Genomic DNA, 26,658 nt, shown 5'->3' with positions numbered 1-26,658 from the left:
CTTTTCTGTTCTTTATCTTTCAGTCTTGCGTGTCTTGTGAACAGCTCATCACGGCTTCTTGAGGGCGGCTAGTTCGGTGCGGTTGGTTACGGTTAGTTTGGTGTAGATGTGGGCCAGGTGGGTTTTGACGGTGCCGCGGCTCATGTAGAGGCGTTCGGCGATTTGGGGGTTGGTCAGGCCTTCGGCGGCCAGGGCTGCGACCTGTTGTTCGGTGGGGGTGAGGCTGGCCCAGCCGGTGGTGGGGCGGCCTCGGGTGCCGCGCATGCGGCGGGCGTAGGCGACTGCGTCGTCCAGGGCTAGGGGCGGCTCGTCGGAGGTGGGTAGCGCCGGGAGGTCGGGTGGGGTGGCCAGGCCTCGTTCGGTGCGGGTGATGGTGGCGGCGTGGGCGAGGCGGCCGGCGTCGGTGGGGCGGTTGGTGTGGACGGCCAGTAGAGCGAGGGATTCCAGGCTCTCGATGGTGTACGTACTGAGGCCGCGGTCGGCGCGGATCGTGAGGGCCTCGTGGAGCAGGTCGGCGGCCTTGTCCGGGTGGTCCTGGATGGCGGCGCGGCCGAGTTGGTCCAGGGCGTCGGCGACGATCCGCGGGAGGTTGTGGCGGCGAGCCAGCTGTACGGCGCGCTCGAGCGGCTCGGTCGCGTCCTTGCCCTGCGCACGGAGGGCTGCTGCGCTGGTGGGGATCAGCATCGCAAGCACGAAGGTGTCCGCGAACGGCCCGTCCGGAGCGACTTCGCGGGCAGTCCACTCGACGGCTTCGGCGTACTCGCCACTCCAGTACGAGATCACGCTCATCACCTGGCCGAGGTTGGGTACGACGGCATCCGCGGTCTCGGCCAGGTCGAGGAGCGGGCGCATCAGCTCGCGTGCCTCGGCGATTCGGCCGGTGCGGGCCATCAGGGTTGCGAGTTGGCCGCGGGCCGCGCCGACGCGGTGGAGGTCGGCGAGTGGTTCGGCCGCGGCGAGGGCGCGCTCGGCCAGGACGATTGCCTTGCCCGGGTGGCCGGTCGTCATCAGGGATTCGGACCAGACGGTGAGGACGGTCGAGGCGATGCCGCGTTCGCCGCTGGTGAGGAGGCCGTCGGCGACGAGGTCGAGCAGCGGCCAGAGTTCGTCGTACCGGTCCCAGAGGGCGAGGAGGACGCACTGCAAGGCGACATTCGCGTCCCGGGCCGGTGCGTTGCCGATGCCCTCGGCCAAGCGTCGGCCCTCGGCGGTCAGGTCCCAGGCTTTCTGCAGGTCGGTGAAGAACTCGCCCACGGCGGTCAGAGCGAGGAACAGCGACCTCAGCCGGTCGTCGCCCAGCTCGGTGGCCAGCACCAGCCCGCGACCGGCGGCGTCGTACCCGAACGGATCGACGGTGTCCGCGACGGTCGCGTAGCCGTAGAGCAAACGGGCCTGGAGCAACGATCGGTCGTCTGGGTCGCGGTCGATCGCGCGGCGGAGGTAGGTGATGCCTTCGGTGCCGGTGGCCTGCAGGTTCCAGAGCCACCGGAGGGCGGCGGCCAGCCGGCGGCCGCGGGTCGGGTCGGCGAGCGAGAGGCCGTGGTCGAGCGCGGCTCGGTAGTTCTCGCGGTCCGGTTCGATCTGAGTACGCCAGGCGTCGCGATCCTTGTCCAGCAAGGGTTCTGCGGTCTCGGCGACGGACAGGTAGTGGTCGAGGTGGCGGTCGCGGGTCGGCTCGGTCTCGTCGGCCTCGGCGAGGCGAGTGGCGGCGTACTCGCGGATCGTCTCCAGGAGGCGGTAGCGGCCGCCCTCGGCCACTACGAGCGATTTGTCGACAAGGCGCGAGAAGGTCTCGAGGGTGGTGTCGCAGATGGTCGTGGCCGCGTCGAGCGAGAATCCGCCGCTGAAGACCGCGAGCCGGGAGAAGACCCGCCGCTCGTCGTCGGCCAGCAAGTCGTAGCTCCAGGCGATGGATGCCGCGAGGGTCTGCTGGCGTACGGCGACACCACGAACGTTCTTCCTGAGCAGCCCGAACCGATCGGATAGTCCCGCTTCGACCTGTTCGGGCGTCAAAGTCGGGATCCAGGCGGCGGCCAGCTCGAGTGCGAGCGGCATCCCGTCCAGGCGAGCACAGATCGAACGGATCGCCTGCTCCGATCCGGGCGGCAGCCCGTGCTCCGCGTCTGGCGACATCGATACGAGCGCAGCGCGCTCCACGAACAGCGCACGGGCCTCGTCCGGTGCGAGTGCCGGGACGCGCCAAACGGCCTCGCCGGGGATGTCGAGGGGTTCGCGGCTGGTCGCCAGCACGGAGATCTCGGGGCAGCCGGTCTGCAGCGCAAGCACGAACTCCGCCACCGCGTCGACGATCTGCTCGCAGTTGTCCAGGCAGATCAAGGCCCGTTTGGTCCGCAGCTGCCCGATCAGCAGGCGGTCCCCGGACTCAACCAGCAACCCGAGGGCAGCGGCGACGGCCTCCGGGACCTGAGCGGCGCCGGCGGTGATCGCGGACAAGTCGACCCACCACACCCCGTCCGGCCAACGGTCTGCCAGCTGAGCTGCGGCTGCAGCCGCCAGCCTCGTCTTGCCGCAGCCACCCGGGCCGGTCAACGTGACCAGCCGACTGCCCGACAGCTGGGTTCTCAGCGCGGCCACCTGAGTCTGCCGGCCAACGAAACTGGTGAACATCACCGGCAAGTTGTTGGGCACCCGATCCAACGACAGCAGCGGCTCGGCGGTCGCGGTCAGTTCAAAGACCCGCTCCGGCGACCCGAGGTCCTGCAACCGATGCATGCCCAGATCGGTGAGGCCGGCACCTTCGACCAACCCCGCGGCGGTTGTTGCGGTAAGCAACGTCTGGCCCGGGTTGGCAACAGCGAGCAGTTGCTCGGCGTGGCGGACGGCGGGCCCGGTGGACGAGCCGGTGTGCAGGGCGATCCGGAGCAGTTCGCCCGCCGGGACTCGGGAGGCTGCCTCCCTCAGTGTTCGTGCGGCGGCGATCGCCTCGGCGGGGTCGGCATACAGCAGGACGGGCCAGCCGGCGTCCCGGCGTACCAACTGTTCTCCGGGGAGCTCAGCGGCCAACCCCGCCAGCCGCGCGTACGCCGGCGCGCTCGCGGCACCCGCGTACGACGCCACCAGGACTGTCACGCCACCCATGACCCGCAGTCTGCCATCGGCGAGGTGTCGGGTCGCCTGTGTCGACAGTATTCGTTACCCTCCGGATCAGGGGGTCGACGGGAAGTGAGGAGCCCATGGCAGACACCACGTCCACAGACCACGGAACATTCGCGCTACCGACGAAGAACCTGCCCGCACCGCAGGTCCGTGATCTCCCTGATCCACCCGCGAACACCTGGAAGATCATCGGCCCCGGCATGGTCGGGGCCGGCGTCGGGCTGGCCTCGGGCGAGTTCATCCTCTGGCCGTACATCTCCAGCCAGGTCGGCCTGGTCTTCCTCTGGGGCGCCGTCGTCGGCGTCGTCGTCCAGTGGTTCCTGAACATGGAGATCGAGCGGTACACGCTGGCCACTGGTGAGACAGCGTTGACCGGCTTCAACCGGTACGGCAAGCACTGGGGCCTGTTCTTCGCGATCATGACGTACTTCGCGAACCTCTGGCCGGGCTGGGCGACGAGCTCGGCCTCGATGCTGACGTACCTGTTCGGCGCGGGTGACCCGCGCTGGATCGCGATCGGCATGCTGCTGCTGATCGGCGTGATCCTGACCTTCGCCCCGGTCGTCTACGTGATGCTCGAGCGGCTGATCGCGGTCAAGATCGCCGCGGTCGCGGTCCTGGTCGTGCTCGCGCTGATCTTCGCGATCCGGGGCAAGACGTACGGCGCCCTCGGCGACGCGGTCACGCACCCGCAGTTCCCGGCCAAGGAGCTCGGCTTCGCCCTGGTGATGGGCGCGATCGCGTACGCCGGAGCCGGCGGCGGGCAGAACCTGGTGCAGAGCAACTGGATCCGCGACAAGGGCTTCGGGATGGGCGTCCACGTACCGCGGCTGACGTCACCGGTGACCGGTGAGACCGAGGCCGACCCGACCGCGAACGGCTACACGTTCACCCCCGACGACGCGAACCTGGCCCGCTGGCGGCGCTGGTGGAAGTTCGCGAACATCGAGCAGGCGGCGACGTTCGTGGCGATCACCGTGATCACGATCGCGTTCACCTCGATGCTCGCGCACGCGACCCTGTTCGGCAACGAGAACGTGCAGAACAAGATCAGCTTCCTGAAGCTCGAGGGCACCCAGCTGCAGACCCTGGTCGGCGGCTGGTTCGGGTACCTGTTCTGGGCGATCGGCGCGTTCAGCCTGTTCGCCGCTGCGGCCGGCATCGTCGACTACACGTCCCGGCTGGCCGCGGACATGGTCAAGGCGCGCTACCTGCGCGAGTCCCAGGTCACCGAGTCCAAGTTGTACTTCTGGCTCACCTGGGGACTGGTTGCCTTCGGCATCATCGTGCTCCTGGCCGGCCTGACCCAGCCGCTGGTCCTGCTCGTCATCTCCGCCTGCACCGCGGGCACGATGATGTTCGTGTACTCCGGCCTCCTCTGGTATATGAACTCCCGGGCCCTGCCGCGCGCCATCCGCATCACCACCTGGCGCACGGCAGTCCTCTGGTTCTCCTTCCTGGCCTTCGGTTTCCTCGCCGTCTTCACCGTGATCGACCAGGTGAAGAAGCTGTAGCCGGCACCGCCCCGCGGCCTGGCGGGAGGCTCGCAGTACCGGGCCCGAAGTCAGGCGCGGGGTCCGTAGGCCTCCGGGGTTCCGTTGGCCGTCGTGTACAGGGAGTAGACCGAGGTGGTGGCGGTGATGAAGAGGCGGTTCCGTTTGGCGCCGCCCCAGGTGAGGTTGGAGACGGTTTCGGGGACCAGGAGCTTGCCCAGCAGGGTGCCGTCGGGGTGGTAGATGTGGATGCCGTCGGCGGCACTCGTCCAGATCCGGCCCTCGGTGTCCAGGCGGAAGCCGTCGAAGATGCCGTTGCCGCACTCGGCGAAGAGCTCGCCGCCGGAGAGCTTGTCGCCGTCGACGGTGAAGACGCGCAGCGTGCCCTCCTCCGAGTCGGCGATGTAGAGCAGCGACTCGTCGGGTGAGAACGCCAGCCCGTTCGGCCGGTTGAAATCGTCCGCGACCCGGGTCAGCACGCCGTCCGGCGAGATCCGGTACACGTGGCAGCCGCCGGTCTCGATCTCGGCCTGGTACCCCTCGTAGTCGCTGTCGATCCCGTACGCCGGGTCGGTGAACCAGATCGACCCGTCGCGCTTGACGACGACGTCGTTCGGGCTGTTCAGCCGCTTCCCGTCGTACTCGTGCGCGAGCACCGTGATCGCGCCGTGGTGCTCGGTCCGGGTCACGCGGCGGTTGCCGTGCTCGCAGCTGACCAGGCGGCCCTCGGTGTCGCGGGTGTGCCCGTTGGTGTTGCCGGCCGGTTGCCGGAAGACGGAGACCTGGTACGACGTCTCGTCCCAGCGCAGGATGCGGTCGTTCGGGATGTCGCTCCAGAGCAGGTAGCGGCCGGCCGCGGAGTACACCGGACCCTCGACCCAGCGGCCGCCGGTCCACAGCCGCTCGAGGTGTGCGTCGCCGCGGATCCCGGCGAACCGGTCCTCCAGCTTCTCCCAGACCGCCGGAACGGTCCCCGCCAGCGGTTCGAGAATTCCCGTCATCAGCACTCCTCGCGAGCTCGGCAGCACGTCCCCCAGGAGCCTATGCCAGGTGAACCTCTGGGCCGGAAGGATGGGTGTCGCGCCGGACGGGGGTGCGAGGTACGGCGTCAATCACCGTGACGTGAAGACATCCCTTTGAAGCTCGACACCGTTCGTGAAGACAAGGCCATCGAGAGTCTCACCGCTCGCCTGATCAACTCCTTTGCCGAACTGCACACCGCCGAGGAGGTCGAGGCGGCTGTTCGCACCGCGCGCGAGACGTTCGCCGGTGACAAGGTCCGTGACTATGTGCCGATCCTCGTGGAGCGGATGGCGCGTGCTGAACTGATGCCGGCGCCCGAGGCCACTACCGGAGTTGACGGCACTGATAACCCTGAACTGAGTGAAAAGCAGGTCGTATCTCAGCCCGGCTCCGCTGGTGGGGTGGGTGGGAGCTCTGCTGCGTCCGCTGGTGGGGTGGGTGGGAGCTCTGCGGCGTCCGCTGGCGGGGCAGGTGGGGGCTCGGCGGGGAGTTTGGGTGGGCGGGGTGGGGGGTGGCGGCGGGTGCCTGTGCCTGTGCCGGCTGCTGTGGCTGGGGTGCTCGTGCTGGCGGCTGTTGCGACTGTGCTGGTCGTGCGGAGCGGGTCCGACGTACAGGCCCAGACCGGTGTGACGACGCTGCGTGGTGTCGTCGGGTCGGAGAAGCAGGCGTTCTTCCAGGATGCGGACGTGAAGGCCGCGCTGCGCAAACACGGCTTCGACGTGAGTGTGGACTCCGCCGGGTCGCGCGAGATTGCCACGTCGGTCGACCTCGGCAAGTACGACTTCGCGTTCCCGTCCAGCACCACCGCCGCCGACAAGGTCCTGAACCGCCCGCAGGTGACCGGCAAGAAGTACGCCGTGTTCTCCTCACCACTGGCGATCGCGACCTTCCAGCCGATCGTCGACCTGCTCTCCGCGACCGGGATCGCCAAGCAGGTCAACGGCGTCTGGTACTTCAACATCCGCAAGTACGTCGACCTCGCGAAGGCCGGCTGGCGCTGGACCAACATCCGCGGCAACACGACGTACCCGGTGAACAAGCGGATCCTGATCACCACCACCGACCCGCGCACCTCGAACTCGGCGGCGATGTTCCTGTCGATCGTCACCTACGTTGCCAACCACAACAGTGTGGTGCAGAGCGCGGCCGACGAGAAGAAGGTGCTCCCGCTGGTCGCACCGCTGTTCGTCAACCAGGGGTACACCGACAACTCCAGCGAGGGCCCGTTCGACGACTACCTGTCGCTCGGCATGGGCAAGTCACCGATGGTGAACATCTACGAGGCCCAGTTCGTCGACGCCGCCGTTCGGCACAAGCTCAAGCCGGACATGGTCCTGATGTACCCGTCGCCGACGATCCAGTCCGAGCACACCCTGGTCTCGCTGAACGGCAACGGCGACAAGCTCGGCCAGCTGCTCTCGACGGACCCGGAGCTGCAGCGGCTCGCCGCCCGGCACGGCTTCCGGACCCAGGACGACCGGCTGTTCACGAACACGGTGAACCAGCGCAAGGTCCCGGTCGCCACCACCATCCTGGACGTCGCCAACCCGCCGACGTACGACACCCTGGAGCGGCTCCTGGACGCGGTCTCCAAGTCGTACCGCTGAAACGTGTGAGAAACGCCCTGTCTCCCTGATCGGCCGGTTGACCCTAGACTCGGGCCAGCCGAAGGGAGCAGTTCGTGTCCGACAGCAAGCAGATCACCAAGGTGCTGGTCGCCAACCGGGGCGAGATTGCCGTCCGGGTCGTCCGGGCCGCCGCCGATGCGGGCCTGGGCAGCGTGGCCGTGTACGCCGACCAGGACCGGGACGCGCTGTTCGTCCGGCTCGCCGACGAGGCGTACGCGCTGGGCGGGTCGGCTCCGGCCGACACCTACCTGAACATCTCGAAGATCCTGGACGCCGCGGCCCGGTCCGGCGCGGACGCCGTGCACCCGGGCTACGGGTTCCTGGCGGAGAACGCCGAGTTCGCGCAAGCGGTGCTCGACGCGGGGCTGATCTGGATCGGGCCACCGCCGTCCGCGATCGACTCGCTCGGTGACAAGGTCAAGGCCCGGCACATCGCGGAGAAGGTCGGCGCGCCGCAGGTTCCCGGTACGCCGGACCCGGTCGCCGACGCCTCCGAGGTGGTGGCCTTCGCCCAGGAGTTCGGCCTGCCGATCGCGATCAAGGCGGCGTACGGCGGTGGTGGGCGCGGGATGAAGGTCGCGCGGACGCTCGAGGAGATCCCGGAGCTGTTCGAGTCCGCGACGCGCGAGGCCGTGAGCGCGTTCGGGCGCGGCGAGTGTTTCGTGGAGCGGTACCTGGACAAGCCGCGGCACGTCGAGACGCAGTGCCTGGCCGATGCCCATGGCAACGTCGTCGTGGTGTCGACGCGGGACTGCTCGCTGCAGCGCCGGTACCAGAAGCTGGTCGAGGAGGCGCCGGCGCCGTTCCTGTCGGACGAGCAGCTCTCGATCTTGTACACGTCGTCCAAGAAGATCCTGCGCGAGGCCGGGTACGTCGGCGCCGGGACCTGCGAGTTCCTGGTCGGGCAGGACGGGATGATCTCGTTCCTCGAGGTGAACACGCGGCTGCAGGTCGAGCACCCGGTGTCCGAGGAGGTCACCGGGCTGGACCTGGTCCGGGAGATGTTTCGGATCGCCAATGGTGAAGAGCTCGGGTACGACGATCCGGTCGTCTCGGGGCACTCGATCGAGTTCCGGATCAACGCGGAGGACGGTGGGCGCGGGTTCTTGCCGGCCCCGGGGACGTTGCTGAAGTGGCATGCGCCGTCGGGTCCCGGCGTACGGCTGGACGGTGGGTACGACCAGGGCGAGACGGTGCCGGGGGCGTTTGACTCGCTGGTCGCCAAGCTGATCGTGACCGGGCGGGACCGGACGCAGGCGCTGGAGCGGTCGCGGCGGGCGCTGCGGGAGTTCGTGGTGGAGGGGATGCCGACCGTGATCCCGTTCCACGCGGCGGTCGTGTCGGATCCGGCGTTCGTGGGGACCGGCGGGTTCGCGGTGCACACGCGGTGGATCGAGACCGAGTACGACAACCAGCTCACGCCGTACGACGGTCCCACTGCCGAGGCTCCGGCTGAGACCGAGCGCTCCGCGGTGACGGTCGAGGTCGGCGGGAAGCGGCTCGAGGTGGTGCTGCCGGCCGAGCTCGGGTCGGTCGCTGCTGCTCCGAACGGCGGCTCGGCCGGTGGAAAGAAGAAACCGTCGCGGCGGGCCGGTGGGTCGAAGGGATCGGCCGCGTCCGGTGACTCGCTGACCTCGCCGATGCAGGGGACGATCGTGAAGCTCGCGGTCGAGGAAGGCGCGACGGTGGCCGAAGGCGACCTGATCGTCGTGCTCGAGGCGATGAAGATGGAGCAGCCGCTCAACGCCCACAAGTCCGGCACCGTGACCGGCCTCTCGGCCGAGGTCGGCGCAACCGTGTCCGCGGGAGCGGTGATCTGCGAGATCAAGTGACTCGCCGGGGTGCCGCGGACCGCGGCACCCCGGTTCGGCCTAGTAGCTAAAAAAGCCTGCGACCTGATAGCCCCCGCTGCCTGCCTTCGGCTGCAGCAGCATCAGGAAGCAGGTCCCCTTCGGTACGTCGACCGCGAGCGTCTGGGCCGGCGCCTTCCTGGTGAAGTCCTTCACGTCCCCCAGGTCCTCACCGCTCTCGCAGTCCTCGATCAGCACCTGCGTAGCCTTCGGGAGCGTCGTCAGCTTGAGCTTCACGTCACCGCCCGTGGATACGTATGCACCGCCAGTGCTCCAGGTCTTGCCAGTCAGCAGGTGGGTGTAGGGCTGGGTCACCTGCGCCGACGTCGTGGCGTGCGCCACCGCGGGTGCCGACACCAGCGCGATCACCGCGAGTCCGGCCGCTGCTCCGATTCTCATCTTGTCTCCTTGCATACTCGGTATATAGATACCAAGTATGCATACGAGCGGGGTCAGTAACGAGTGCGCCCGTTCAAACGGCTGAACCGCGACAGGCGTCAACCTCGCCGCGTACCGTGGGAATCCCCCAACGTGCGGCGTCATCCCCCCAGACCCGCACGGGACAGGTGCCCTGCTCTGGTGATCAGGGCACTCTGTTCGCTCTTCTACCAGGTGAGCGATCGCCGGGCTGCACACGTACCAGATCGCGGCCGTCGGGGCAGGTGCGCCTGGTACTCCCACGCCCGGTTGGTGGTGAGCGCCTGGCACCTCCCAGGCCTGGTTGGTGGTGAGCACGTGGCACCCTCCAGATCCCACCCCACCCACCAGCCCCGGCACCAGCCGTCCACCACTGACACCAGCACCCGGCGCCAACCACAGTCCACACGACCACGAGTCGCGCACCCGCCGGAGGCGGCAACAGAACAGCCGCCGCGCAGCGGTGTCCTCTCCGCGTGCACGTCCCTCCCAAGACACCACACCAGGACCGCACCTCCACCACTCACACCAGCACCCCGCGCCAGCCACGGTCCGCCTGACCACGGCCCGCGCACCCGCCGAGGCGGCAACAGAACAGCCGCCGCGCAGCGGTGTCCCTTCCGCGTGCACCAGGTCCCTCCCAAGACACCAGGCCTGGGCCGCGCCTCCAGCACTCACACCAGCACCCCGCGCCAGCCACAGTCCGCCTGACCACTGCCCGCGCACCCGCCGGAGGCGGTAAGAGAACAGCCGCCGCGTAGCGGGGGTTCTTTCGTGGGGGGTGTCCTTTCGGACTCGGTGGGGGGATTAACAGACAGTTCTCAGGTTTTCGCTGTAGGTTCCCTGCAGACATTCCGGTGAGGAGGGTTACTGCATGTCCAAGAAGACCCATCAGCAGCAGCTGGCGGCGCGGAAGGCGAAGCGGCAGGCCGAGCGGGACGCTGAGCGGCGACGGCAGCGGCGGAATCTGACGATCACGATCACGGCGATCGCCGCGGTGGTTGTGGTGATCGTCGGGGTCTTCGTGGTGTTCGGGGTCGGCGGTGGCAAGAAGGACACGCCCACGGCGGCGGCGCCGACCGAGTTGCCGGCGACCGCGGGGCCGGACAACAAGCCGAAGAGCATCCCGACCGCGCTGGCGGCGCCGCTCAAGCGGCCGACTCCGCTCGCGGCCGAGGTGAACTGCACGTACAAGAAGGGCGCCGAGCCGGCCAGCAAGAAGGTGAACCCGCCGGCGGACGGGAAGACGAAGTCGTCCGGTACATCGAAGGTCAGCCTGAACACGTCGATCGGCGACCTGCAGCTCACGCTCGACAGCTCGATCGCGCCGTGCACGGTGAAGAACTTCCTCAGCCTGGTCGGGCAGAAGTACTACGACAACACGAAGTGTCACCGGCTCACGGTCGGCGAGGGTCTGCAGGTGCTGCAGTGCGGCGACCCGACTGCGAAGGGGTCGGGCGGCCCGGGGTACAGCTTCGCGGACGAGGTCTACCCGACGCTGAAGTACGGCCGCGGCATCCTCGCGATGGCGAACTCGGGGCCGAACACGAACGGGAGCCAGTTCTTCATCGTGTACGGCGACGCGTCGGGTCTGACGCCGCAGTACACGGCGTTCGGGACCGTCGACGCGGCCGGCCTGAAGCTGATCGACAAGGTCGCCGAGGCGGGCGTCACGCCGGAGAACGGGCCGCAGGACGGGAGCCCGAAGATCCCGGTCGAGATCAAGACAGCAACCGCAGCCGCCTGACAAACGAACGACCGCGCCGCCCGCCTCCTGGAGAGACGGGCGGCGCGGTCGTTTAAAGCAAGGTCAGGCGAGGAGGTGGTACTTCGCGTGGGGCCAGGCGAGGAGGGCTTGGATTTGGGTCATGCCGGACTGCTGGAGGAGTTCGACTGTGCCCTCGCGGAACTTGTAGAGGTTGGTGGCCGGGTCGCGCGTCGTGGTCCAGTTGTAGTCGGCGTACGACTGCATGGCCTTGCGGTAGGCGTTGTCAGGCGCTACCGAGTCGAGGATCAGCAGGTTCTTGAACCAGATCGAGTTGAACGCCGCGCCTTGTTTGGCAAGGATTTCGGGCGTGTTGTAGAAGGCCAGCGAGGCGGCCGCGACCGACTTGGCGTCCCGCAGGTACTTCGGGTTGCCGGTGGACTTGAAGAGCAGGACGCCCGCACCGAGCATCACGCCCTGGTTGTAGCTCCACTGGGTCTTCTCGATGTTGCCGGCCAGGTCGATGTGGTCCCAGTACAGGCCGTTCGGTGCCAGCAGGCAGTCCTGCGCCCACGTGTACATCCGCTGCGCCCAGGTCAGGTAAGTGCGGTCCCGCGTCAGCAGATACAGGTGCGCGCCAAGCTCAGCACCCGGGCCGTTGGAGACCGTGTTGCGGTCCTGGCTCCAGGGCGCCTGGGTCCAGTAGACGCCGCCCGCACACGGGTGCGAGGGGTCGGTGTCCCAGCCGTGCACGACCAGCGCGAAGATGTCCTTCGCCCGCGCCAGCGCGGCCTTGTCACCGGTCCGCTGGTACCGCTGGATCAGGTTCAGTCCGATCCACTCGTTGTCGTCGTAGAACTTGTCCCCACCCCCGCCGAGCGGCGGCCGGACGTACGAGTCGTACCCCTTCGGGTCGGTCCCCGCGTTCCAGTAGAACTGGTACGACGCCAATCGCCGGTCTGTCTCCGCGGCAGCGGCCCGCCCCGCGCCCGGCACCCCGGCCAGGTCCTCGGCCGCGATCGCGGCCTGCGAGTACGGCCAGACGTACGAGTACGGGTTGGTCTGCGTGTTCGGGTACTCCTCGGTCAGCAGACCCTGGCCGGCATCGAAGTACTTGTTGATCGCCTCGTACGACGCACGCGCCCGAGCGGCCGCGGTCGGTGCGGCGTCGGCGACGGTCACGTGCAGCGACCCGAGGACAGCGACCGCCAGTGCTCCGGCGGCCACTCGTGTTGATATACCAAGACGAAGGTTCTTTCTGCGCATCGACCTGCTCCTCCTGGGCGGCGGCGGTGGATCCATTGACAGCGATGTCATGGTTCTAACCGCCGCATCGGTACGCCGTCAATGGCTCAGCGCCCAGCCACCTCAGCGGACGCAGTTGGTATATCAAGGGGACGCGCCGCAAAAGAGATCCAGCCCGACCGCAGGTGCAGCCGGATCCGCACCTGATCCGCGGTCAGCACCCGCTGCCCCTTCGACCCGACGGCCTGCACGGTCAGGGCCCGCCCACCCGACGGCCCGACGCCGGTCCGCGTCAGCACCCTGACATACCGGATCGTCCCGACATCGAAGACCGCCTGCATCTCCGCGGCCGTCCGCGTCACGGTCCAGGTCACGTTCGGATTCCCGTTGTTCGGGTACGCATCCCAGCCGTCGGCCTTCATGACCTGATAGGGCACGTCGCCCGCCGCCGTCGCGCCTCCGTTCGACGACGAGAACTCGGCGATGATCGGACTCCCCTTGTACAACCGGATCTGCCCCGCCGTCGCCGCGACCGCGTTGTTCGTCGACGTTTCCTCCGAGTCGTACCCGCCGTACACCTGACAGGACGTCGTGTCACACAGGTCGTACGCCTTCCGCGCGGCCCGGCTCCGGTGGAAGACCGAATAGGTGCGCGCGGCAACGGACTGCGCCTGCAACGCCGCCGGCCGCCAGGTCGACACCGCCTCCCGCGGTACGACGCCGCGCAGGTAGTAGTCGAGCGACGTGACATTCACCGTGTCCAGATGCGTCCCGGACACGTCGATCGCCCGCAGCGTCCCGCGATACCGCCGTACGGCGCCACTCGGCAGGATCAGCCCGGTCACGGTCGGCCCCTCGAACTGCGTCATCCCCGCAAAGGTCTTCCAGAGTGTCCATTTGCGCGTTTTCGCGTCGAATGAACTGATTTTGGTCGCATGATCGCCGTACGGATCGATCGACCACTGGTTCCGGGTCGCTGCCGTAGGCAATGTGTAGACCGTGTTCGTCGTCAGATCCCGGACCCGCAGATGGTTGACCGCACCGACCCGGACGCCGTCCGTGGTGTCCGCGCTGATCCGGACCCGGATGCTCCCGGTGGCCTTGCCGACCGTCGTCCCCGGGTAGTAGAAGTCCAGGATCTGCTTGGCCGTCTTCCCCGCCAGCGCCGCCCCTTGTGCGCCGTACTGCGACATCCCGCGGCCGTGCCCGAACCCGCGCCCGTTGATCGTGGTGTCCGGCGCCACCGCCGTCGCGGTCGGCTCGACCTGCCGCGCCTGCGCGGTCGCGCTCACCACCGCGGACGACAGGACGATGGCCGCGATCGCACGCTTCCTCATGACGCTCTCCCGTAGCTGACACTGACTTGACGAGTACGCCGGTCCCACACCAACCAGCCGCGCTGGAACTTCTGCCGCGACCCGTTCGGCACCCGGTACGACTCGGTGACCGGCAGACCGAGCCGCGCACTCCCGGCACCGAGCTTGCGGAACCGCGTCCGAAAGGCGCCGGCGGTCGAATGCGTGCCGCTGGCAACGGAGTAGAAGACGTCACGAGTGGCGAAGTACGTCGCCCAGCCGGTCCGCGTCCGATGCTCGCCCCAGAACGGCTGGCCGATGGCACGGAACCCGAGCTTGCGCGCGTACTGGTAGATCGGAGTGGTGAAACTCCCGCCCATCAAAGCGTTCACTCGTTGCCGCAGCCAACCGAGTTTGTTGTAGAGCTGCGTCCCCGGGCAGGCCGTGGCTTTCGTATCGCGATGTCCGGACACCGTGTGCAGCTTGCCTCCGTCGAGCGCGATCGTTGCCAACGGCGACCGGTAGTTGGCGTCGAACTTCCAGGCAATCACCCGAGCCGTTGCCTCGAGCATCGATGCCGGCGGCGCAACCTTCTCGAAGTTCCCGAGCAGCGCGACCCCGAGGGAGTTCGAGTTGTACGACGCGGTGTGCGCGCCGAGCACCGGCCACTGCGCACCGCCCGCGCGGCCCTCGAAGATCCGGCCGAAGCGGTCGACGAGGAAGTTGTACCCGAGGTCGCACCAGCCGCGACTCCTCACGTGGTACGCGTACGTCGCCCGCACCATCGCCGGCACCTGCGCCCGGGTGTAGTCGTTGCGGTCGGCAGTATGGTGCACGAACGCGGCCAGAACAGTCGTCGTGTACTTCGGTCGCACGCACTCCACGCCGTTGTGCGCCCGGAGCCGCTCGTCCGCTCCCCACCGCTTCCGGCTGAACATGATCGGCATCGGGTACGGCGCGCGACTCGCCTGCACCCCGACGCCGGACGGCTCGTCCGTGTCGGTGGCGAGAACGCCCGGCTGGATGAGCACAACCTTGGCCCCGGCAACCGTCGTACCGGCGGCGTTCACGGCACTTGCTTGGATGCCGGTCGCATCCCCGACCCATAGCGGCTCGGTCCCGGCCCGCTCAACTCCTTCGGGCGCCGATGGATCGGGCCCGTGCTCGTCCTCGACCTGCAGGGTCTGCCAGTCGCTCCACTGCCCGGCGCGCTCGATCCGAACCTTTGCACTGACCCCGTGCACACTCTCGGGCCAGGTGACGGCGACCATACCGAACGGTTTGGTGTGGGCCGCTGCTACCACCGGCCGATCGAGAGCAATCTCCTGGTAGCCGGTCCCGGGATCAGCCGAGGGAGCGGAGGGGTTGCTGAGGGGAAGGAGCGTGGCGGTCAGTGCTAGTGGCAGGAGGAGCGCGGTCGTGCCCATGGCGGCCTTTCGGCGGGGGTGGGTCATCGCTGGGCGGCGCGGTTCGATTATGCGCTGAGGGTGACCGCTTTCCCTGGATTGCGTCACCCTGCGTGGCGTAGCCGCCTTGCGGGATTCGGTAGGCTCTCCGTAAAGCCCCCGAGAGAGGCCCGGCATGACATTCATCCTGATCATCGCTGTCGTGGTGATCGCGGTTCTGGTGTACCGCTCGTACCGCCGGAACCAGTTGCAGAGCCAGAAGCAGCACGAGATCACCGCGGCCGAGCTGGAAGCGGTCAAGCGCACCGCCGACGAGGACATCACCCGGTTCGGCGAGGAGCTGCAGGACCTCGACCTGGAGATGGTCGGCAAGGACCTCGGCGACGGCGCCCGGCAGGACTACCAGCGTGCGCTGGACTCCTACGAGTCGGCCAAGCAGGCGATCGAGCAGGTCACGCAGGCGGATCAGATCAAGCACGTCATCGAGATCCTCGAGGACGGGCGGTACGCCGCGGCCTGCGTCAAGGCCCGGGTCAACGGGCAGCCGCTGCCGCAGCGCCGGCCGGCCTGCTTCTTCAACCCGCAGCACGGCCCGTCCGTCGAGGACGTGCTGTGGTCGCCGCCGGGCGGTGCGCCGCGCGAGGTGCCGGCCTGCGCGGCCGACGCCGAGCGGGTTCGCGCCGGCGCCGAGCCGGACGTCCGCAAGGTGATGGTCGGCCCGCAGCGCGTTCCGTACTGGGAAGCCGGCCCGGCCTACTCGCCGTACGCGCAGGGCATGTTCGGCGGGTTCGGCGGTGCGCTGACCGGTCTGTTCATCGGTACCGCGCTCGGCGGCATGTTCGCCGGCGGTGGGTACGGCGACTACGCGGCCGGCTACGAGGACGGGATGAACGACGGCGGCGGCGACGGGGGTGACGGCGGCGGCGACGGCGGTGGCGACTACAACCCGTTCGACGGCGGCGGCGACTCGGGCGGCGGCGACAGTGGCGGTTTCGACTTCGGTGGTGGCGATTTCGGCGGCGGAGACTTCGGCGGCGACTTCTAGCCAGACGTAGCTGAGCCCCGGTGACCGATCTGGTCACCGGGGCTCGTGCATCTAACCGCCGTACAGCCGCGGCACCGTGTCCTCGGTCCGCAGGCAGTACACCTTCAGCATGGTTGTCACTCGCCGAAGAGGGGCGGGTTGCCCTCTGCGGTGTTGAGGAAGTAGACGGGGTCGCTGAACGAGCCCGGGACCTTGCCGAGGCCCTTGATCACCGTTGCGGTGCCCTTGGCGTGGCTCACGGCGTAGAGGTAGGCCGACTTGGTGTCCTTGTCGACCGCGAGCAGCAGCGTGCCTTGCGTACCGCACTTCTCCGCGACCAGGAACTCGAAGCCCTGCCAGGTCGACGTGCGGACCTTCGTCACGATCGGCGCCTTGCCGGCCGCGACCGGGATGTGGATCGTGTACAGCTGGCCGCCGAACGTCGTGGCCAGGAACGTGTCGTACGTCGCCGTCTCGCTGATCAGCGCCATCGTCTTGACCGACGCGTAGCCCGACCACCGGGAGACGACCTTGTTCTCGGTCCGGTACAGCACGCCGTCGCCGCGGAGCCGGTACCAGGCGCCCCGGACCGTTCTGCCCCCGTAGAACGAGGACTCGATCGCGCGGTACCCGTTGTACCCGCCGCCCTGGGACTTGACGGTGGAGAACGGCTTGCCCGTCGAGTCGTCGTGGCCGTATTCCCCGGAGTACAGCGTCGAGTTCAGGATGATCTCGCCGTACGTCTGCGTGTTGCCGGAGATGCCCATCGTTTCGGTCCAGGTGGACGCGATCTTCGCGACGCCGGGCGCGAACATCTTCGGCCAGGCCGTCGCCTTCTCGGCGGTGATCGGCGACGTCGCGGTGATCGTCGTACTGGCCTGGTCGCCACCGGCGGTGACGGATCCGGCCCAGAGCGAACAGGCGGCGGTGGTGGCGGTGGTCGCGGACGTGGACGTGCCCGCCGCACCGGCCGGAGCAGCCGCGAGGCCGCCCAGCAGGAGGGCGGACGCGGCCACCGCGACGGCTCGTTTCAGGCTCATAGGAGTGGGTTCCTTTCTGGAAAGGTCGTCGCTCAGCTTGATACGGCCATCACCGGAAAAGTTGTGTCACTCGCCGTTCAGGTACACGTTCGCCTCGGTGTCCCGGAGCTGGACCGGGTCCTTGAACAGGGTCTTCGCCGTGCCGATTCCCTTGATCACGGTCGCGGCACCGTTCGCGTGGCCGACGGCGTACACGTAGCCGACCCCGCTGTCCTTGTCGATCGCGGTCAGCAGCGCGCCGGTGTTGCCGCACTTCTCCAGCACCAGCTTCTCGAAGCCCTGCCAGGTGGAGGTCCGTACCTTCTTGACCACCGCGGCGCCGGAGGCCGGGATGTGGATGGTGTAGAGCGCGCCGCCGTTGGTCGTGGCGAGGAAGGTGTCGTACGTCGCGGTCTGGCTGAGCAGGCCGAGCGTCTTCACCGCGGCGAACCCCGGGTACGTCGAGACCGTCTTCCAGCCGTTGGTCCAGCGGAGAAGTACGCCGTCGTTACGCAGCCCGTACCGCGCGGTACGGGAGCCGACGTTGGACTGCTCGATCGCGGTGAACTTGTCCCAGCCGCTACCGACCCTGGCGAACGAGGTGGTCCCGTTGGTCGTCCCCTCGAGCCGCTTGTAGGTGACCTGGTAGAGCGACGATCCCACGACGGCCAGCGAGTCGACGACAATCCCGCCGGAGCCGAAGCTCGTCCGCCACCGGGTCGAAAGCCTCGGCGTCCCCGGGCTGAACACATGGTCGTCCACGTCGTACCGCCCGTTGGACGCCGAGGCGGGGTTGACGTAGGTGATCGCGTAGTCACCCGCGCTGGTGACCGACCCCACATTCATCCCACACGAGACAGCCGCCACAGCATCCGCCGTCCCACCACTCACAGTCGCCAGCCCACCAACCAGCACAAGCGACGCCACAACACCGGACACTCGTTTCAAATGAAGTTTCTGCACACCCCCTTGATACGACCCACCCCGCCTAAGTTGCAGAAACGTGCACCCCAGTTAACGCGATTGAGACAGTCCCCCCGCACTACCCCGAGGCGGCCGGAGGAGCAGCTCACCGCAGAGGACCTGGCCGGGGACCATCGAGGGCCGGATGCCGCCAGGCGGCCCCACCAACCCGCCGGACTCCCTCGCCGCACCTCCAGCCGACAAGCCCGCCATCGCCGCATGGGTAGCCGCGCGGCCTAGCGGGTTCGCACGGCGCAGCCATGTTTCGCGTGACGCCCGGTGCGGCAGCAGATTTCTCCGGCGTCGAGAGGATTGTGCGTGGCGAGGTGAGTGCCTAACGTCCGACAGACTGAGCCCGCGGATCAGGTTGCCGGCGGCACCGACAATCGCCCGCGTCGCGCTGGGCGGCCATCAACCGCACACCTCTTAAGTCCGTTTGCCAGAGATGAAAGACCATTCAGCCGAAGGAAGAATGGCACCTACTGGTCTCCCTGGAATCTTGGCATTGGACTGCTGAACACTCGGCATCCGTCGCCGCAACCGCGTTGCAGCTGGTAGGCACAGTCACGCCGGCGGACTACCTGCCACGCGCAATCGATCTGGTTTCACCGACAGAGGGCCCGACCTTCCTGCACCTTCGCGCCTGAGCCAACCCTAGGCCAACCAACTATATTCTTTGTCTTTGTTCTTGCTCTTTATCTTTGTTCTTCGTACTTGCTCTTGTCTTTGTTCTTTCCGGTGTTCAGTTGCGGAGGTGTAGGCGGCGGGCGGCTTCGGCTATGGAGCCGGTGATTGAGGGGTAGACGGTGAAGGACTGGGCTACCTGGTCGACGGTGAGGCGGGCGCCTACGGCCAGGGAGATGGGGTGGATGAGTTCGCTGGCGCGGGGCGCCACGACCACGCCGCCGACGATGATGCCGGTGTTGGGGAGGCAGAAGAGTTTGATGAAGCCGTCTCGGTTGCCTTGCATCTTGGCTCTGGCGTTGTCGGAGAGCGGGACCTTGACCGCCAGGGCGGTGCTTTCACCCGCGTCGACCACCGCCTGAGTCAGGCCCACGGTCGCGATCTCGGGCGCTGTGAAGACGTTGGCCGAGACCGTGGACTGGTCCAGCGGGGCTACCGCGTCCCCCAGCGCATGGGCCATGGCAATGCGGCCCTGCATCGCGGCCACCGAGGCCAGCATGAGTACGCCGGTGCAGTCACCGGCCGCGTAGACCCCGCGGGCCGTCGTCCGGGAGACCCGGTCGACCTGCACGAAGCCGCCGTCCGTGAGCGACACGCCCGACTCGACCAAATTCATGTCGTCGGTGTTCGGGAGGGACCCGACGGCCAGGAGGGCATGAGACCCCTCCACCGTCCGCCCGTCCGTCAGCGTCACCACGACGCCGTCACCCTGGCGCCGTACGGACTCCGCGCGCGACTTCCCGAGGACGGTCAGCCCACGCCGCTTGAACACGTCCTCCAGCACCGCCGCCGCGTCCGCGTCCTCCCCGGGCAGCACCCGGTCCCGCGACGACACCAGTACGACGTCGCTCCCGAGCGCCCGGTACGCACTCGCGAACTCCGCACCGGTCACACCCGACCCAACAACAATCAACCGTGAGGGCAGCTCCGAGAGCTCGTACACCTGCTCCCAGGTCAGAATCCGCTCACCGTCCGGCTCGGACCCGCGCAGGATCCGGGGCCTTGCACCGGTGGCGATCAGGATCACATCGGCGTCCAGCCGCTCGTCCCCGACGACCACCGTCTCCGGCCCGTCGAGCCGCCCGCGACCGGCGATCACCCGGACCTTGTCCGACTCGAGCCGCCGCTCGATGCCCTCGCCCTGGGCCGCCGCCAGCGCCTTGACCCGCCGGTTGACCACCGGGAGGTCGACCCGCACGGAGTTCGCCGGGTCGTCATCGCCGTCGTCCAGCCGGACCCCGAGCTCGCCGGCCTCCTCCACCTCGGTCATCACCTCCGCGGTGGCTATCAACGTCTTGCTCGGGACACAGTCGGTGAGCACGGCCGAACCGCCGATCCCGTCGGAATCGACGACCGTCACCTCCGCCCCGAGCTGGGCGGCTGCTGAAGCCGCTTCGTACCCGCCTGGACCGCCACCGATGATCACAACTCGCGCCACGGGAGGTCATTCTTCCGTATCCTCTGATTCCGTGACCCTGTACGCCGCGTTTGCGTCGAATCTGGACCCGAACCTGATGGCCGATCGGTGCCCGTACTCCCCGCTGCGCGGGACCGGCTGGATCACCGGCTGGCGGCTCACCTTCGGCGGCGAGGAGCTCGGCTGGGAGGGTGCGATGGCGACCGTGGTCGAGGACCCGGCCGACCCCGCCAACCAGGTCTTCGTCGCGCTGTACGACATCCACCCGAAGGACGTCGAGCGGCTGGACGAGTGGGAGTGGATCGATCAAGGCGTCTACCGGAAGATCCAGGTCCGGGTGCAGACCCTGGACGGCGAGCAGCTGGCCTGGATGTACGTCCTGAACGCCTACGAGGGCGGCCTGCCCTCCGCCCGCTACCTGGGCATCCTGGCCGAGGCCGCCGAGGCCGCCGGCGCCCCCGACGACTACGTGGCGGACATCCGGTCCCGCCCCTGCCAGTCGTCGGGTCATTAGAGTGCCCCTGTGACCGACGACGATCTCAAGGCCGCCGCCGAGGCCTGGCTGAGCGGCGACCCCGACCCCGACACGCGCGCCGAGCTCCGGCAGCTCCTCGCCGACGGGGACACCACAGAGCTGGCGGACCGCTTCGACGGCACCCTCGAGTTCGGTACGGCGGGACTCCGCGGCGCCGTCGCCGCCGGCCCGAACCGGATGAACCGCGTCGTCGTGATCCGCGCCGCCGCCGGCCTCGCGGCGTACCTGAAGGCCAAAGGGCTCACCGACGGCCCGGTCCTGATCGGGTACGACGCCCGTCACAAGTCCGACGTCTTCGCCCAGGACACCGCCGCCGTGATGCGCGGCGCCGGGCTCGACGCCGTCCTGATCGACCGCCCGACTCCCACCCCGGTGATCGCCTTCGGCATCAACCACCTGCGCGCCGTGGCCGGGGTGGTCGTGACCGCGTCGCACAACCCGCCGCAGGACAACGGCTACAAGGTCTACCTGGGCGACGGCTCGCAGATCGTCCCACCGGCAGACGCCGAGATCGCCGCCGCCATCGCCGCGATCGGCCCGCTCGCCGAACTACCCCGCGGCGAAGACTGGCAGACCACCGGTGACGACCTGCTCGACGCGTACCTGGACCGCATTGCGCAGCTCGTCCCGGCTGACGCCCCGCGGGACCTCAACGTCGCCTACACCCCGTTGCACGGCGTCGGCCGCACCCTGGCCGAGGCTGCGGTGGCGCGGGCCGGGTTCGCCGTACCGCAGGTCGTCGCGGCGCAGGCCGACCCGGACCCCGATTTCCCGACCGTGTCGTTCCCGAACCCGGAGGAGCCCGGCGCGATCGACCTCGCGCTGGACCTGGCCCGCGAGATCGACGCGGACATCGCGGTGGCCAACGACCCCGACGCGGACCGCTGCGCGGTGGCCATCCCGACCGCAGACGGCGGGTGGCGGATGCTGCGCGGCGACGAGCTCGGCAGCCTGCTCGGCGAGTTCCTGCTCCAGAACGCGGACGGCGTCGCGGCGTGCTCGATCGTCTCGTCGTCCCTGCTCGGCAAGATCGCCCAGGCGCACGGCGTCCGGTACGTCGAGACGCTGACCGGCTTCAAGTGGATCGGCCGGGTGCCGGACCTGGTCTTCGGCTACGAGGAAGCTCTCGGGTACTGCGTCGATCCGGCCGCCGTCAAGGACAAGGACGGGGTCTCGACGCTGGTCCGGGTGTTGCAGCTGGCGGCCGGGGCGAAGGCCGCGGGCCGGACCCTGCAGGATCTGCTGGACGATCTGGCGATCAAGTACGGCCTGCACGCGACCGACCAGCTCTCGGTCCGCGTGGAGGATCTTTCGCTGATCGCGCAGGCGATGGAGCGGCTGCGCGGTACGCCGCTCGAATCGTTGGGCGACCATACGGTCGAGCGCATCGACGACCTGAGTGAGGGATCGGAAACGCTGCCGCCCACCGACGGCCTGCGGTACACGCTGTCCGACGGGGCCCGGGTCGTGGTCCGGCCGTCCGGCACCGAACCGAAGCTGAAGTGCTACCTGGAGGTCGTCGTGCCGGTGTCCGGCGGCGACGTCTCCGCAGCGAGAAGCCGGGCAGTGAACGACCTGTCCGGCATCAAGCAAGCACTGTCAACGGCACTGGGGATCTGAGGGAGCACCTGGCGGGCAACTCCCCAGAGCTCCCGGTGTCAGCGCGCCGCGGCGGCGGCTTCGGCCGCTTCGGCCCGAGCCGACGCCTGCAGCGAGGAGTGCAGGATGCGGAGCGTGCTGGTCGACTGCATCAGCGCGTCCCGCTCGTCCGGGTTCCGGTTCGCGAGGGCCGTGATGTCGTTGATGGCACCCTCGATCCGGTGGATCCGGTCGGCGACCGAACCCTCCTGGCTGCTGGCCTGCCGGATCGCGTCGGACGTGACCGTCCAGACGTCCTCCTTGTCGTTGGTCCGCCGGGACATGTCGACCATCTGGCTCAGCGCAGCCAGGTCGTGGTCGATCTGGGTCCGCTCCACCGGAGCGGTGATGCCGGCCGTGGCCTGGCGCAGCCGGGTGACATGTCCGGAGAGCTCCGACCAGGTGCTCCGGCCACTCTTGATCTTGTCCAGCACCTTCGCGTACTCGGTGTTGAACTCGTCGTAGTTCACAGTCCTTGACTCCTGCCGTTCGACGCTCGACTTCAGAACTCTAAGGCGTGCGCACCCGAAACAAGTAACCACACGATCGCAGATCGTGCAGGTGTCTCCAAAACGCAACAGCCGCCCGGTACGGAAACGCGTACCGGGCGGCCGGGTTACGTGGAACTACGCGGCGCGGATCAGGCGACGTACGCCGAGCTCGCGCGGTAGGTGTTGCAGTTGCCCGCGACGGTGTAGGTGTGCTTCGCGTTGAAGCCCATCGTGGACCAGAACGCGTGGTTCTTCGGCGCACCGTGGTCACGGGCGTGACCCGGCTGGTCGCCCATGTGGGTGACCAGGTAGTTGAAGGCGGTCATCAGGCCGCCGCTCATCGGGTAGTACCGCTTGTCGGCACCCAGGTAGGCCGCGCTGAAGCAGGACGCCTGCAGCTCCAGCCGACGGCTCTCCTCGAGCTTCGCGGCGTTGGTGCTGAAGGCATACCGGCGCTGGTACGAGGCGGCCATGATGCCGGTCATGTTCTGGATGTGGTGGCCGTACTCGTGGCCGACCATCTGGCTCAGCCACGCCCGGGCCATCGTGGGGTTCTGCTTCCACTGGGCGATGATCTGCGAAGCCGGGATGTAGATCGTGCCGCCCCGGGCGCTGCAGTACAGGCCGGTCGGGTTCGCCACGGTGCCGCAGTAGGTCGCCACCGAGCTGCTGGTGTGCACGACCAGCTTCGGCTTCACCTTGTACGCGAAGCCGCCGGCCTTCAGCGGGACGGCCCAGGCCGCGTAGAGGCAGGTCCACAGCTTGCTGGCGTAGGCCTGGACGCCGGCCGCGGTACGCAGCGAGACGTTGACCTCGCGGCACTTCGACGGCGTGATCGGCGGCGACTTGTAGATCCGGTTGTACTGGACGACGTTCGTCGCCGACGACTTGGTCGTCAGCCCGGTACCGGGCGGCGGGGCCTCCGCCGGCAGCGTGATGGCTGCCACTGTCGGCTGCTGCAGCGCCGGGATGACCGGGTCGGCCGTGCCGACTGTGCCGGCCGCGGACGCATTCGGCAACGCGGAACCTGCCAGGAACGCCGCGGCAGCGACGCCGGCGAACCCACGCAGGGCAGTACGGGAGAGGTTGACCATGAGCTCCACTCTCGAAAATAAGGGACTGTCAGAGCCATCCTGGAGCGAACAGGGGTTCATCCCGGGGTGGACATGGGCTCGGACGCAGCGATTCACGCCACAGTTCCGTCAGCCGGACACTTTCGTGCCCAGGAACCGTAGCTGATCCGGCAGCATTCGCCGCCAGTACCCCGCGGTGTGCGCACCGGCCTGCTGCCCGCCGGCGGCGTTCAGCTCGGCGCGCAGCTCGCGCGCGGCCGCCGCGAACGGGTCGTCCCGGCCACAATCGATGCGCACGGCAACATCCCGGAAACCGCTCGGCCGGCCGAACACCTGGCTGTTCGCGAAGTCCTCGGCGTCGTCGAAGGCTCCCGGCGCGGCCTCGGCGTACTCCCGGTACAGGGCCGGGCTGAGTGCGCCGACGGCCACGGCCTGCGAGGACGGCCGCACCCGGCGCTGCCAGTAGTGCAAGGCCACCCACAGCAGCGCGCCGTACCCGCCCATCGACCAGCCGAGGACGCCGAACCGCTCGATCTGCAGGCCGCGGGATGCCAACAGCGGCAGGAATTCCTGGTCGAGCATGAACCCTGGGTCGTCACCGCTCGCCCTCCGGTGCCAGTACGTGTCCCGGCCACCGTCCACGGTCGCCACCGCGAACGGCGGCGTACCGGCCCGGACGGTAGCGGTCAGGTAGCGGTCGATGCCGAGGTCATTGACAGCAGACGTGTGGTCACCGCCACGCCCGTGCAGGACGAGTACGACGGGCAGCTCGGCCGTCGGACCGTATCCGTCCGGGTAGATGACGCTGTAGCCGACCGTGGTCCGCCGGCCGAACGAGTCGAAGGTCCCGGACACGACAGGACCAGCCGGCACCGCAGGTACGACGCCATCCGGCCCAGTCAGCCCCAGTACGTCGTGCACCTTGGCCCGCCCGGGGACGACGCCCGTCTCCAGAGCGGCGACCGCAGCGACGCCAGCCACGGCCGCAGCGGCCCCTGTGCGCATCAGTGCGCGCCGGGACAGCACTGGGCTCAGCGGAGCACCGCTGCCACGATCGCGATGGCTGCGAGCACTCCGAGCAGGGTCAGCTCCGGGCGGGCCCACTCGCTGACCACCTCACCGGTGGACTTGTCGCCGTACTGCTCCATCTGGTTCTCGATCCGGTTGACGACGAAGTCGGCCTTGGAGATCGAGCTGTCCGCGGCCAGCTTGCGGCCGCCGACCCGCTGCTTGCGCAGGTCCCGCATCACCAGCTGGACGCCGGGTGCCCGGAAGCGGTCGTCGGCCGTGTGCACCCGGAGGATGTCGGTCACGTCGACGCCGGTCACCTTCGACCACGGGATCAGGTGGTCGCGCAGGTGGTTACGTAGCAGCAGGTGCTCGGGGCTGAGCGTGACCGACGGCCGCATCAGGCCGGCGTACGCGAGCACCATGAAGATGCCGACCACACTGCCGACGAGCACACCGGTGGCGGTCCGCCACTCCAGCACCACGTCGACCAGGCCCAGCGCACCGATCACCAGGACGATGGCCCCGGTGATCCGGTTGGACGCTGAGATGTACTGCTCGCTCTCGGGCGACTTCGACTTCACCCCGACAACGTAACCAACCGGTGGTACTACCACTAGCAGCAGTGACCGAAGCGTCACCTGCTCGTTCCGCACTAGACTGCGCAGGTGACCACTCTCGACAGCGGCGTCGACACCTTGGCCGATGTGACCTCGTCGGAGGACCGGCTGCGCCGGTTCCTGCTCGGGTTGCCGGGCGTCGACCAGGTCGGTGCCGAGGCCCGGGCGGCCACGCTGAGCACCCGGTCGATCAAGACCACCGCCAAGCAGTACGCGCTGGACCTTGCGATCCAGATGATCGACCTGACCACGCTCGAGGGCCAGGACACCCCGGGCAAGGTGCGGGCCCTGTGCGCGAAGGCGAAACGGCCGGACCCGGCCGATCCGACCGCGCCGCAGGTGGCCGCGGTCTGCGTCTACCCAGACCTGGTCGGCACCGCGAAACGCGAGCTGAAGGGCTCCGGGATCAATGTCGCGAGCGTCGCGACCGCCTTCCCCAGCGGGCGTTCCAGCCTCGCGATCAAGATCCAGGACACCAAGAACGCGGTCGCCGACGGCGCCGACGAGGTGGACATGGTGATCGACCGCGGCGCGTTCCTGTCCGGCCGCTACGGCCTGGTCTTCGACGAGATTGCCGCGATCCGCGAGGCCGCCGGCGACGCGCACCTGAAGGTGATCCTGGAGACCGGCGAGCTGGTCACTTACGACAACGTCCGCCGGGCGTCCTGGCTGGCGATGCTGGCCGGCGCGGACTTCATCAAGACCTCCACCGGCAAGGTGTCCCCCGCGGCCACGCTGCCGGTGACGCTGGTGATGCTGGAGGCGGTCCGCGACTACCATGAGGCCACCGGGCTGCACATCGGCGTCAAGCCGGCCGGCGGCATCCGGACCGCGAAGGACGCGATCAAGTACCTCGTCACCGTCAACGAGACCGCCGGACCGGACTGGCTGGACCCGGAGCTGTTCCGCTTCGGCGCCTCCAGCCTGCTGAACGACCTGCTGATGCAACGCACCAAGCTGGCCACCGGGCACTACCCGGGCCCCGACTACTTCACCTTGGACTGACA

The 26,658-nt window shown here is 68.5% G+C and carries 21 protein-coding genes and 1 pseudogene; 9 read left to right on the top strand and 13 right to left on the bottom strand.

The features are described 5' to 3' along the window. Nucleotides 1-48: 48 nt before the first annotated feature. Entirely contained in the window at nt 49-3,099 is a 3,051-nt protein-coding gene (locus tag AB0E69_RS30085) for a LuxR C-terminal-related transcriptional regulator (RefSeq protein ID WP_360153532.1), read from the bottom strand. 95 nt (nt 3,100-3,194) lie between these two features. Here AB0E69_RS30085 and AB0E69_RS30080 point away from each other — a divergent pair, with 95 nt between their 5' ends. Beyond that, nucleotides 3,195-4,631 carry an Nramp family divalent metal transporter gene (locus AB0E69_RS30080; RefSeq protein ID WP_360153529.1) on the top strand — a complete coding sequence of 479 codons (1,437 nt, stop codon included), beginning with the start codon at nt 3,195-3,197 and terminating at the stop codon, nt 4,629-4,631. A gap of 50 nt (nt 4,632-4,681) precedes the next feature. Here the strand turns inward: AB0E69_RS30080 and AB0E69_RS30075 are convergent, their stop codons facing one another. Continuing rightward, on the bottom strand, nt 4,682-5,611 hold the full coding sequence (locus AB0E69_RS30075) for an SMP-30/gluconolactonase/LRE family protein (RefSeq protein WP_360153526.1): 930 nt from the start codon (nt 5,609-5,611) through the stop codon (nt 4,682-4,684). Nucleotides 5,612-5,746: 135 nt separating this feature from the next. Here AB0E69_RS30075 and AB0E69_RS30070 point away from each other — a divergent pair. The 3 genes and pseudogenes from AB0E69_RS30070 to AB0E69_RS30060 form a co-directional block, all read left to right on the top strand. Continuing rightward, nucleotides 5,747-5,926, top strand: a pseudogene (locus AB0E69_RS30070) (three-helix bundle dimerization domain-containing protein); the annotation flags it as partial. A 228-nt stretch (nt 5,927-6,154) separates the two neighbouring features. Then, nucleotides 6,155-7,240, top strand: coding sequence for a hypothetical protein (locus AB0E69_RS30065; protein ID WP_360154202.1), 1,086 nt, complete (start codon nt 6,155-6,157; stop codon nt 7,238-7,240). A gap of 74 nt (nt 7,241-7,314) precedes the next feature. After that, nucleotides 7,315-9,093 carry a biotin carboxylase N-terminal domain-containing protein gene (locus AB0E69_RS30060; RefSeq protein ID WP_360153523.1) on the top strand — a complete coding sequence of 593 codons (1,779 nt, stop codon included), beginning with the start codon at nt 7,315-7,317 and terminating at the stop codon, nt 9,091-9,093. 39 nt (nt 9,094-9,132) lie between these two features. Here the strand turns inward: AB0E69_RS30060 and AB0E69_RS30055 are convergent, their stop codons facing one another. After that, nucleotides 9,133-9,510, bottom strand: a complete 378-nt coding sequence (locus AB0E69_RS30055; RefSeq protein WP_360153520.1) for a hypothetical protein — start codon at nt 9,508-9,510, stop codon at nt 9,133-9,135. A gap of 892 nt (nt 9,511-10,402) precedes the next feature. Between AB0E69_RS30055 and AB0E69_RS30050 the strand changes: the two genes are divergently transcribed. Then, a complete protein-coding gene (locus tag AB0E69_RS30050) occupies nt 10,403-11,275 on the top strand; it encodes a peptidylprolyl isomerase (RefSeq protein WP_360153517.1) in 873 nt (290 codons plus the stop codon). A 63-nt stretch (nt 11,276-11,338) separates the two neighbouring features. On the opposite strand, the gene AB0E69_RS30045 is transcribed toward AB0E69_RS30050, so the two are convergent. From AB0E69_RS30045 to AB0E69_RS30035, 3 genes are all read right to left on the bottom strand, one after another. Beyond that, a complete protein-coding gene (locus tag AB0E69_RS30045) occupies nt 11,339-12,460 on the bottom strand; it encodes a glycoside hydrolase family 76 protein (protein ID WP_360153514.1) in 1,122 nt (373 codons plus the stop codon). A gap of 125 nt (nt 12,461-12,585) precedes the next feature. Next, nucleotides 12,586-13,815: a SpoIID/LytB domain-containing protein gene (locus tag AB0E69_RS30040; protein ID WP_360153511.1), complete on the bottom strand. Its 1,230-nt coding sequence runs from the start codon at nt 13,813-13,815 to the stop codon at nt 12,586-12,588. After that, nucleotides 13,812-15,200: a peptidoglycan recognition protein gene (locus AB0E69_RS30035; RefSeq protein WP_360153508.1), complete on the bottom strand. Its 1,389-nt coding sequence runs from the start codon at nt 15,198-15,200 to the stop codon at nt 13,812-13,814. The genes AB0E69_RS30040 and AB0E69_RS30035 overlap by 4 nt, the downstream gene beginning before the upstream one ends. Before the next feature lie 154 nt (nt 15,201-15,354). Between AB0E69_RS30035 and AB0E69_RS30030 the strand changes: the two genes are divergently transcribed. Further along, complete coding sequence (locus AB0E69_RS30030) at nt 15,355-16,224, top strand: hypothetical protein (RefSeq protein ID WP_360153505.1); 870 nt, start codon at nt 15,355-15,357, stop codon at nt 16,222-16,224. A gap of 116 nt (nt 16,225-16,340) precedes the next feature. Here AB0E69_RS30030 and AB0E69_RS30025 read toward each other — a convergent pair whose 3' ends face one another. The 3 genes from AB0E69_RS30025 to AB0E69_RS30015 form a co-directional block, all read right to left on the bottom strand. Further along, the gene (locus AB0E69_RS30025; RefSeq protein WP_360153502.1) at nt 16,341-17,243 is read right to left on the bottom strand and encodes a hypothetical protein; all 903 of its coding nucleotides are present in this window, start codon (nt 17,241-17,243) and stop codon (nt 16,341-16,343) included. A 66-nt stretch (nt 17,244-17,309) separates the two neighbouring features. Beyond that, a complete protein-coding gene (locus AB0E69_RS30020) occupies nt 17,310-18,149 on the bottom strand; it encodes a hypothetical protein (protein ID WP_360153499.1) in 840 nt (279 codons plus the stop codon). Nucleotides 18,150-18,927: 778 nt separating this feature from the next. Beyond that, nucleotides 18,928-20,307: an NAD(P)H-quinone dehydrogenase gene (locus AB0E69_RS30015; protein WP_360153496.1), complete on the bottom strand. Its 1,380-nt coding sequence runs from the start codon at nt 20,305-20,307 to the stop codon at nt 18,928-18,930. A gap of 31 nt (nt 20,308-20,338) precedes the next feature. On the opposite strand from AB0E69_RS30015, the gene AB0E69_RS30010 reads away from it, so the two are divergent. Both AB0E69_RS30010 and AB0E69_RS30005 read left to right on the top strand, forming a co-directional pair. Next, nucleotides 20,339-20,800 (top strand): gamma-glutamylcyclotransferase, encoded by a 462-nt coding sequence (locus AB0E69_RS30010; RefSeq protein WP_360153493.1) that lies wholly within the window; start codon nt 20,339-20,341, stop codon nt 20,798-20,800. A gap of 9 nt (nt 20,801-20,809) precedes the next feature. Next, the gene (locus AB0E69_RS30005) at nt 20,810-22,441 is read left to right on the top strand and encodes a phospho-sugar mutase (protein WP_360153490.1); all 1,632 of its coding nucleotides are present in this window, start codon (nt 20,810-20,812) and stop codon (nt 22,439-22,441) included. A 38-nt stretch (nt 22,442-22,479) separates the two neighbouring features. Here the strand turns inward: AB0E69_RS30005 and AB0E69_RS30000 are convergent, their stop codons facing one another. The 4 genes from AB0E69_RS30000 to AB0E69_RS29985 all read right to left on the bottom strand — a co-directional run bounded on the left by AB0E69_RS30000 (nt 22,480) and on the right by AB0E69_RS29985 (nt 25,615). Further along, entirely contained in the window at nt 22,480-22,929 is a 450-nt protein-coding gene (locus tag AB0E69_RS30000; RefSeq protein ID WP_360153487.1) for a hypothetical protein, read from the bottom strand. Between the two features lie 170 nt (nt 22,930-23,099). Further along, entirely contained in the window at nt 23,100-24,044 is a 945-nt protein-coding gene (locus AB0E69_RS29995) for a neutral zinc metallopeptidase (protein ID WP_360153484.1), read from the bottom strand. A 108-nt stretch (nt 24,045-24,152) separates the two neighbouring features. After that, nucleotides 24,153-25,004 (bottom strand): alpha/beta hydrolase-fold protein, encoded by an 852-nt coding sequence (locus AB0E69_RS29990; RefSeq protein WP_360153481.1) that lies wholly within the window; start codon nt 25,002-25,004, stop codon nt 24,153-24,155. 50 nt (nt 25,005-25,054) lie between these two features. Continuing rightward, nucleotides 25,055-25,615, bottom strand: a complete 561-nt coding sequence (locus tag AB0E69_RS29985; RefSeq protein WP_360153478.1) for a PH domain-containing protein — start codon at nt 25,613-25,615, stop codon at nt 25,055-25,057. 84 nt (nt 25,616-25,699) lie between these two features. Here AB0E69_RS29985 and deoC point away from each other — a divergent pair, with 84 nt between their 5' ends. Beyond that, a complete protein-coding gene (gene deoC, locus AB0E69_RS29980) occupies nt 25,700-26,656 on the top strand; it encodes a deoxyribose-phosphate aldolase (protein WP_360153475.1) in 957 nt (318 codons plus the stop codon). Nucleotides 26,657-26,658: the final 2 nt, after the last annotated feature.

The organism is Kribbella sp. NPDC026611, assembly GCF_040638345.1.
GTDB lineage: Bacteria > Actinomycetota > Actinomycetes > Propionibacteriales > Kribbellaceae > Kribbella.
Note: the sequence above shows the minus strand (reverse complement) of the source record. Positions and strands in the feature narration are given on the sequence as shown.

Coding starts and splice junctions, on each gene's coding strand:
- AB0E69_RS30085 (WP_360153532.1), bottom strand. CDS start 3,099: ATGGGTGGCGTGACAGTCCTGGTGGCGTCGTACGCGGGTGCCGCGAGC.
- AB0E69_RS30080 (WP_360153529.1), top strand. CDS start 3,195: ATGGCAGACACCACGTCCACAGACCACGGAACATTCGCGCTACCGACG.
- AB0E69_RS30075 (WP_360153526.1), bottom strand. CDS start 5,611: ATGACGGGAATTCTCGAACCGCTGGCGGGGACCGTTCCGGCGGTCTGG.
- AB0E69_RS30055 (WP_360153520.1), bottom strand. CDS start 9,510: ATGAGAATCGGAGCAGCGGCCGGACTCGCGGTGATCGCGCTGGTGTCG.
- AB0E69_RS30050 (WP_360153517.1), top strand. CDS start 10,403: ATGTCCAAGAAGACCCATCAGCAGCAGCTGGCGGCGCGGAAGGCGAAG.
- AB0E69_RS30040 (WP_360153511.1), bottom strand. CDS start 13,815: ATGAGGAAGCGTGCGATCGCGGCCATCGTCCTGTCGTCCGCGGTGGTG.
- AB0E69_RS30035 (WP_360153508.1), bottom strand. CDS start 15,200: ATGGGCACGACCGCGCTCCTCCTGCCACTAGCACTGACCGCCACGCTC.
- AB0E69_RS30030 (WP_360153505.1), top strand. CDS start 15,355: ATGACATTCATCCTGATCATCGCTGTCGTGGTGATCGCGGTTCTGGTG.
- AB0E69_RS30025 (WP_360153502.1), bottom strand. CDS start 17,243: ATGAGCCTGAAACGAGCCGTCGCGGTGGCCGCGTCCGCCCTCCTGCTG.
- AB0E69_RS29995 (WP_360153484.1), bottom strand. CDS start 24,044: ATGGTCAACCTCTCCCGTACTGCCCTGCGTGGGTTCGCCGGCGTCGCT.